The sequence below is a fragment of the Massilia sp. LXY-6 genome, from assembly GCF_051233485.1.
Taxonomy (GTDB): domain Bacteria; phylum Pseudomonadota; class Gammaproteobacteria; order Burkholderiales; family Burkholderiaceae_D; genus Telluria.
Genome location: NZ_JBKFGF010000047.1, coordinates 116,429 through 123,983 on the forward strand (window position 1 = coordinate 116,429; position 7,555 = coordinate 123,983).

Sequence of the window (7,555 nt, forward strand, 5' to 3'; positions counted from 1 at the left end):
TCCAGGGGTTCAGTTGCAGCTGCCCTGCAGGCCGTTCAGGCCCGGCGTGCGGAAACGCAGGACGTCCTTGTGGCGCAGGCCGTTGGCGGCGAGGCTCTTGCCGGGCTCCGGCGTCCACGGTTCGCCGGACTTGAGCCACTGCACCGTGTTCCAGTCGATGCGGGCGAAGTCCGGGTGGTAGCCGTAGACGCGCGGCAGCACCTCGCGGACCATGGCGGCGAACGGCATGTCCGGCAGCAGCGGCAGGGTATGCGGGGCCGCGAACATCAGGTGCTCGTCCCAGCCGATGTTGAGCAGCTGCTTGCCGTGGAAGTTTTCGAGCCGGTCCTGCGGCGCGAATTCGTAGGGTTTGAGGGCCTTGACTGGCATGATGTCTCCTCGTGTTGTCGTTGTTCAGCGTGGGTCGGCGGGCTTGCCGGCGGTATTGCCCGCATTGCGCCATTCGGCGAAATGCTTCTGGTCTTCCGAGCCGTTGAAGTCCAGGTTGTCGCGGCCGACGACGAGGCCGTAGAAGTCCAGCACCGCGGCCAGGGGATCGAAGCCTGGGGCGGCCGGGTCGGCATCCGGCTTGAAGTTCTTGCCCTGGTAGATCTGGTGGGTCGGCAGCAGCGCCTGCACGTACTTTTCCGGTTCGTGGTCGAAGATGTGCTTGCAGCCGTCCGAGCAGAAGTGGTACTGGTCGCCCTTGTACTCGGAGCGGCGGTAGCAGATCCGGGTCGGGTCGTCCGGCTCGGTGAAGAACATCGGGATGGTGCAGACCGTGCACAGCATCGGCAGGGTACCGTTATAGAAGCGCTTGCCGGCCTTTTCCTGCTCGTCCCAGTGCTCCAGGCGCGGGCGGTACAGCTTGTCGAAGCTGTTCGGGTACTTTTCCGACAGCCAGTCCATTTCGTCGGCGCCAGGAATCCAGGTGTGGAAGGCGGCCGCGCCGGTATAGTTGTAGAAGGCGGCCCAGGCCTGGTGGGTGATGTGCTCCTTCTCCTTGCAGGCCTGCTCCCAGCCCAGCGGCGGACGGATGCCGTAGCGCGCCAGGTCCTTGAACAGGGCGCCGCCATTCTGCTCGGCGTAGATTTCCCATGCTTCCTTCCAGCTCATCACGCGCTTGGGCAGCATGTAGTCCATCATCATGCCGACCAGGGTCAGCAGGCGATAGCCGCGCCAGAACCACTTGTCGAGCCAGCCCTGCACGATCGGCACGTTGTCCGCATCCTGCTCCAGCAGGAACTTGATGGCTTCCAGGCCCAGGGTCATGTGGCGCGATTCGTCCGACTGGGCGGAGAAACCGAAGGTGACGGTCGACATGTCGCCGTTGTAGGCGGCGCCCGACATGAAGGGCACGAACAGCAGGTTGGTCAGCACGTATTCGAAGGCGAAGCTCACGCTCACGATGAATTCGAACGGTCCGGCGGTGATGGCGTCGTCGAAGAAGGACTTCGGCACCGACAGGTACCAGACCTTCTCGTACCAGTCGCGCCACGAGTGCATGCCGTTGTAGTACTTGTTGTAGTTCGAGATCGTATGGATCTGGGTCTGGGCATGGCGCAGCTCGTCGACCGCCTGCATCTGGCAGGCCACGCGCGCGCCGGCCCCGCGCAACTGGCGGCCTACGTGGGCAAAGCCGCGGTGCGCCATGTATTCGAGCGGGCTGACGGCCTGGATGAACAGCTTGATCGCATTCAGGTAGCGTGCGTCGGTCACGTTCAGGTGGCCATTGTTCTGGGCGAAGGCGTCGATCACCGCGTACAGCTTCTTTTCCTTCTCGCCCTGGTACTTCCAGTAGGCGTCCATGGTCAGGCGGAACGGGTCTTCCCACTTGTCCCAGTCATGAATCTTGATGCCTTCGAACTTGTCGAAGGGGTAGACCTTGTCCATCGGCTGGTAACTGGTTTCCCAGTCCAGGCCGCGGGTCATGTGGGCATAGCGTTCCTTCAGGCCCAGCTTCTTGGCGGTGGCTTTCATATCCATGGCGTTCTCCTCTTGTGTTCAGTGCGCCCAGCTGAGCGTGAATTGGTCGTCGTCTTCCTCGATGTTCCCGCTGATGGTGATCAGGTTGACGTGCATTTCCTGCAGGTTGAAGGGACGGCCCAGCTCTTCCTCGACGGTTTCGCGGCGAACCGTCAGGCGATTTTCGGCGTTGATCTTGACCAGCGCCGGGGCTTCCTCGAGCGTGGCGGCCGGGTTGTCGCGCAGGATGGCGTTGACGATCGGGCGGGTATCTTCGTTGGCCTGGAAGGCGATGAATACGGTCGACATGGCTTGTCCTTAGCGGGGCAGTCCGAGCCTGGCGGCGCGGACATTGAATTGTTCGGTGACTTCTTCCAGCGCGGCGTCGCTGTGCGCGGCATCACCGAAGGCATGGTCGGCGATCGGGCGCAGGGCGGCGACGGCACGCTCGCGCCAGGTCGTCATCCAGCCCGCCAGCAGGGTGCGGTTTTCTTCCGACTCGGCGGCGGCGGCCTTGATCTGGGCGTCCACCCATTTGGCCTGCTCGGTGGACCAGTCGCTCATGAAGGACGTCAGGATGGCGATCGCGGTGCCGTTCTTCGGCGACAGGTGCTCGTTGATCACGGCGCCGTACACCAGCGGGTACAGGAGGCCGTCGAGGACGAAGTTCTGGGCGACGAAGAGTTCGAACCAGTCCTGCACCACGAAGCTGTCCTCGACGTAGCGGCGCAGTTCCTGCCAGCGCGGCTCGTCGAGCCAGTCGCGCTTGCCCTGGTCGAGCACCTCGGGGCCGGCCAGCAGCAGGCCGATGCGGGTCAGGTACTGGGCGATGCCGAGCTGGTCCATCGCACAGAACATGGCCGGCGCGGTCATCGTGGTGCCGTAGCCGTCAGCGCAGATGCTGGAGTTGTTCATGTTGGCGCCCCATGCCACGTGGCGCAGCGGCATGAGCAGGTCCAGCGCGGTGCCGCTCACCGTTGCCGGCAGCTGCGAGACGAGACCGCGTGACTCGACGAACTCGAAGTTCGCTTCCATGGTTTCCTGCTGGCGGGCCCGGGTCTGGGTCCAGTTTCCGTAGTAGTACTGGCGCGGATCCTTGAATGCGTACCAGTTCTTCATCTTCAGCGCGGTGCGGCTGGCGTCGAAGATCTCGTGCTCCGGATCCCAGATCGGGCGGTAGTGGAAGGGGCCGGTCGGCTGGGTTTCCAGCGTGGCCTCCTGGTAGCGCGAGGCCGGCTTGTCGCCGCCGATCTGGCGCGCCACGTGCGCAAACGTGTGGCGCAGTGGCTTGATGTTCTGTGTCTTGAGTTCTATCGTCATGTCATCTCCTCGCTGGTCGTCCTGGTTTGAATGGGTTCATGCCTGCCCGGTGGATTCCAGCCGAACGACCTTGTTCTTGAGGCAGAACTCGTCGAAGGCGGACTTGGGCAGGATGAGTTCGACGGTGATGTCGGGATCGCCGATGGCGAAGTCGAACTCGACGAATCCTTGGTGCGAGCCGGTGATGCGGACGTAGCGCTTGCCGACGTCCATCACGGCCCCGGAAGGGGTATCCGCTTGCATGCTTGTCTCCTGGTTGTGGGTGCTTTTTACCCAGGATGTTCGCAAGCCCCGTGCCAGCCCCATGCCGACGCTCCCTGGCGGCCGCCGATGGCCTGGATTCGTGCGCCGCAGCAGGGCCGCGGCGTCAATGAAAAAGCCGGATGCGAAGGAGCCGAATGCTGCACTGCGGCGTCAAATATTTCCCGTGTTAAACATTTATCATTTGATGAATTTGCATTTTTTGCTTGCCCGATGGGCTCACGAAATGGTTAAAATCGGGAAAACAAAAAAATATCGAGATTTTTGCGGCTGCCTTCGTGGTTCGCAGGGGGAGAAAAGATGATCAAATATCCAGGAGACCTGGACCTTCGCCGCCTCATCCGCTTTTCGGCGGAAGATGGCTCGATCTGGCTGTCGGAAAGCCGGATGCTGCTGCTGCATGCCGCCTCGCTGGGCAGCCTGCGTGAGGAAATGATGAATACGGTGGGCGAGGAATACACCCGCCGCATGTTCACGCGGATGGGCTTCGCTTCGGGCAAGCGCGATGCCGAGCTGGCCCGCAAGATTCGCGGCAAGCTCTCCATCGAAGAGGCTTTTGCCACCGGCCCGCAGATGCACATGCTCGAAGGCGGGGTGCAGGTGATCCCGGTGAAGGTCGAGATGAACGCCGAGCTAGGCGAGTTCCGTGGCGAATTCATCTGGCGCAATTCATGGGAGGCCGATGCCCACGTGAAGGCATTCGGTCCGCAGCACGACCCGGTGTGCTGGAGCCTGACCGGCTACGCGTCCGGATACACCTCCGCATTCATGGGCCGTTTCATCCTGTTCAAGGAAACCAGGTGCATCGCCTGCTCGCATGAAGAGTGCCGCATCGTCGGCAAACCGGTCGAGGAGTGGCCGGATGCCGAGCTGTACACGCGATACTTCGAACCCGAGTCGATCGTCTCGCAGTTGCTGGAGCTGTCGTCCCAGGTCGAGGTCCTGCGCAGCAGCCTCGAGAAATGCCGGCACCTGGAAGACATGGTGGGCGATTCGCCGGCCTTCCGCCAGGCCTACCGGCTGGTCGAGAAAGCGGCGGAGACCAACGTCACCGTGCTGTTGTCGGGTGAAACCGGGGTCGGCAAGGAGCGTTTCGCGCGCGCCATCCACAACCGCAGCCGGCGCGCCGACAAGCCCTTCGTCGCCATCAACTGCGCCGCACTGCCGCACGACCTGATCGAGGCCGAGCTGTTCGGGGTCGAGAAGGGCGCCTATACCGGCGCTGCGAACTCGCGGCCGGGCAAGTTCGAGCGGGCCGACGGCGGTACGCTGTTCCTCGACGAGCTGGGAGAACTGCCGCTGGCCTCGCAGGCCAAATTGCTGCGCGCGCTGCAGGAAGGCGAAATCGAGCGGCTCGGCGACGACCGGCCGCGCAAGGTCGACGTGCGGATCGTCGCGGCGACCAATGTCGACTTGCCGGAAGCCGTCAAGGCCGGACGCTTCCGGGCCGACCTGTATTACCGCCTGAACGTTTACCCGATCCTGATCCCGCCCCTGCGCGAGCGCCGCAGCGACATCCCGCAGATGGTGGCGATGATGGTCGAGAAGTACTGCGCCCTGCACGAGAAACGCGTCGCCGGCGTGACCGACCGCGCCATGCAGGCCTTGCTGGCGCATACCTGGTCGGGCAATGTGCGGGAATTGCAGAACATGATCGAACGCGGCGTGATCCTGGCGGGGCAGGGTGACTGGATCGAGTGCGAGGACTTGTTCCCGAATTTCACGCCGTCGGACCTCCAGCCGGTTGCGGTGGACAGGACGGGTGCGCTGGAGGACCGCGGACGCGAGCGCGAAAGTGTGCTGTGCGACCAGCTGCTGGCCAGCGGCCTGTCGCTCGAACAGATGGAGAACATGGTCCTGCGCGAAGCGGTGGCGCGCTGCAAGGGCAACCTGTCCGGCGCCGCGCGCCTGCTCGGCATCACCCGCCCGCAGCTCAGTTACCGGCTGAAGCGCTGCCTGATCGATACCTGCGACGGCCCCGAACACCATGCGGAAGTTTGATTACGCTTTCATGGAGGGCCCGGCGGAGCCGCGCACGCTGGTCGAGGCCACTTACCTGCGCCTGCGCCGCGACATCATCGAAGGCCGCCTGGCGCCCGGGGCCAAGCTGCGGGTCGAGCACCTGAAGACCGGCTACGAGATCGGCGCCGGCACCCTGCGCGAGGCCTTGTCGCTGCTGCTGTCCGATGCGCTGGTGATCAGCGAGGGACAGCGGGGTTTCTACGTCAGTCCGATCTCGCTGGAAGACTTGCGGGACATTACGCGGCAGCGGATCCTGCTGGAGTGCGAGGCGCTCCGCCAGTCGATTGCCGATGGCGACGATGAATGGGAGGCGGGCCTGGTCGGCGCCTACCATCGGCTCGAGCGCATGGAGAAGGCGCAGGGTGGGGCGAAAAAGCTGAACGCGGCCGAGTGGGAGCTGCGGAACCGGCAGTTCCATGAAGCGCTGATCGGGGCGTGTTCGTCGCGCTGGCTGCGCTACATGATCGGGCTGCTGTATCGGCAGGCGGAGCGGTATCGCTATCTGACGATCGTGCATTCGACCCGGCCGCGCAAGGTGCATGACGAACACACGGCGATTTTCAAGTCGGCGCTGAAGCGGGATGTCGACGGGGCCGTGCGGGCATTGGAAAAACATATCCATGCAAACTTCAGCACGGTGGCCTCACTGTCCGATCCGCACGGCTGACATTGCCGGGTTCAAGCCTGGGCGCTCATCTGCGGCTGTTCGTCCAGCCATCGCATCGCTCCGGCCATGTCGTTATAGAAGACCCGATACGCTCCCTCGCCATATTCGCCGAACGCGATGCGCGACAGGTAGGCGACCCGGGTACTCGATACCAGTATCGCCCTGCGCGAAGGCGCAGGTCCGAAGCGCCGCCACGTCTCCGATTCCAGCGCCTGCTGGACCAGGGCGATGTCGACGCTGGGAACATCCATCTCCAGCGTGTCGTACAACACCTTCACCTGTCGCGTGTCCTTCGCCAGCTCGATCACCCGCCGCTGGCAGTCCTTCAGCAAATCTTCCGTGCACACTCCGCGGATGCGGGCAATGATGATGTCGCCCACCGGCTCCACCCATAACTTCTGCTGTTCCATGTCTACGGCCGTTGTCTACGATATCCGGCCCATAGTGTAGCCGAGCCGGACGAACCGTACACATGACAAAACCGTCACCGCTCCGTCCCGCATTCGCGGCGCGCCGGCCGCGAGCCTATAATCGAGTTTGCTTTCGTCTATGTCGAATATAGGAGATCCATGTCAGGCAGTAGCGATACGACGGTCCAGTTCACGCTGACCGACATTGAAGTCGGTTCCCGGCTGGTGGAAGCCTTGGTGCAGCATGCGCGAAGCGCCGGCGGCGCGTCGATCGCCCATGAGGACCTGCTCACGCTGGGGCGCAATATGTACCCGAAGGACGTCACACTCGGCCGCGAGGTAGCGGTCGGGATCGGCGTGAAGCTCTTGTTTGTCGAGGCGTTCTGCCAGGCCAACGATCTACCCAAGCTGGCTTGCCTCGCAGTGAACGGGGCAAGCATGCGGCCCCGGCCTGGCTACAAGGGTGATTGGGAAGCCGAGAGGCATGCGGTGGCGGGCTTCGACTGGTCAGGCGTGAACGCGCTCCTGGCTGCGTATGCCGGCCAAGCGCGCGCTGCGGTGCCGAAAAGGTTCAAGCCTCGCAAGGAACGGCCGGCCGACGTGGCCTGGTATGCCTACTACTGCTCGCACCGTCCGGCGTGCGCGCAGGTGACGGCCGAGGACAAGAAAGAGATCGTCAATCTGCTGATGGCAGGCCTCGACCCGGAGTCGGCACTGCGCCGCGTCCTGGCCGCCAAAGCCGAGCTTGCTGAAATATCCTGACGGGAGCGCAACAGCCGATGGCTGTTCAATTTTTATGGGCTTGCGCGCCGTCGGCCGGTTTGCTATAGTTCGCCTCCTGCTTCTGCAGCGCGAGAAAAGCTGAACGAAATCAAGTAGTTGAGCTAGGTGTTTTGATAACACCGCTGGCGTTGAAGAAAAACGAGGGGTT

9 protein-coding genes are annotated in these 7,555 nt (G+C 63.3%); 3 read left to right on the forward strand and 6 right to left on the reverse strand.

Translation table 11 applies throughout. The annotated features are described in order from the left end of the window. Window positions 1-9 precede the first annotated feature (9 nt). Genes ACI48D_RS20460 through ACI48D_RS20480 form a run of 5 tightly spaced genes read right to left on the reverse strand, consistent with a single transcriptional unit; the run spans window position 10 to window position 3,507 of the window. Entirely contained in the window at window positions 10-369 is a 360-nt protein-coding gene (locus ACI48D_RS20460) for a phenol hydroxylase subunit P4 (RefSeq protein WP_435573090.1), read from the reverse strand. A gap of 24 nt (window positions 370-393) precedes the next feature. Continuing rightward, complete coding sequence (locus tag ACI48D_RS20465) at window positions 394-1,965, reverse strand: aromatic/alkene/methane monooxygenase hydroxylase/oxygenase subunit alpha (RefSeq protein WP_435573091.1); 1,572 nt, start codon at window positions 1,963-1,965, stop codon at window positions 394-396. Window positions 1,966-1,983: 18 nt separating this feature from the next. Then, entirely contained in the window at window positions 1,984-2,253 is a 270-nt protein-coding gene (locus ACI48D_RS20470) for an MmoB/DmpM family protein (protein ID WP_435573092.1), read from the reverse strand. A gap of 9 nt (window positions 2,254-2,262) precedes the next feature. Beyond that, entirely contained in the window at window positions 2,263-3,264 is a 1,002-nt protein-coding gene (locus tag ACI48D_RS20475; protein WP_435573093.1) for an aromatic/alkene monooxygenase hydroxylase subunit beta, read from the reverse strand. Window positions 3,265-3,300: 36 nt separating this feature from the next. Further along, window positions 3,301-3,507 (reverse strand): phenol hydroxylase subunit, encoded by a 207-nt coding sequence (locus ACI48D_RS20480; protein ID WP_435573094.1) that lies wholly within the window; start codon window positions 3,505-3,507, stop codon window positions 3,301-3,303. 318 nt (window positions 3,508-3,825) lie between these two features. Between ACI48D_RS20480 and ACI48D_RS20485 the strand changes: the two genes are divergently transcribed. Continuing rightward, on the forward strand, window positions 3,826-5,526 hold the full coding sequence (locus tag ACI48D_RS20485; protein WP_435573095.1) for a sigma 54-interacting transcriptional regulator: 1,701 nt from the start codon (window positions 3,826-3,828) through the stop codon (window positions 5,524-5,526). Beyond that, window positions 5,513-6,214: a GntR family transcriptional regulator gene (locus ACI48D_RS20490; RefSeq protein WP_435573096.1), complete on the forward strand. Its 702-nt coding sequence runs from the start codon at window positions 5,513-5,515 to the stop codon at window positions 6,212-6,214. The genes ACI48D_RS20485 and ACI48D_RS20490 overlap by 14 nt, the downstream gene beginning before the upstream one ends. Before the next feature lie 11 nt (window positions 6,215-6,225). Here the strand turns inward: ACI48D_RS20490 and ACI48D_RS20495 are convergent, their stop codons facing one another. Next, window positions 6,226-6,624, reverse strand: a complete 399-nt coding sequence (locus tag ACI48D_RS20495; RefSeq protein WP_435573097.1) for a hypothetical protein — start codon at window positions 6,622-6,624, stop codon at window positions 6,226-6,228. Window positions 6,625-6,783: 159 nt separating this feature from the next. On the opposite strand from ACI48D_RS20495, the gene ACI48D_RS20500 reads away from it, so the two are divergent. Then, window positions 6,784-7,386 (forward strand): hypothetical protein, encoded by a 603-nt coding sequence (locus ACI48D_RS20500; protein WP_435573098.1) that lies wholly within the window; start codon window positions 6,784-6,786, stop codon window positions 7,384-7,386. Window positions 7,387-7,555 lie beyond the last annotated feature (169 nt).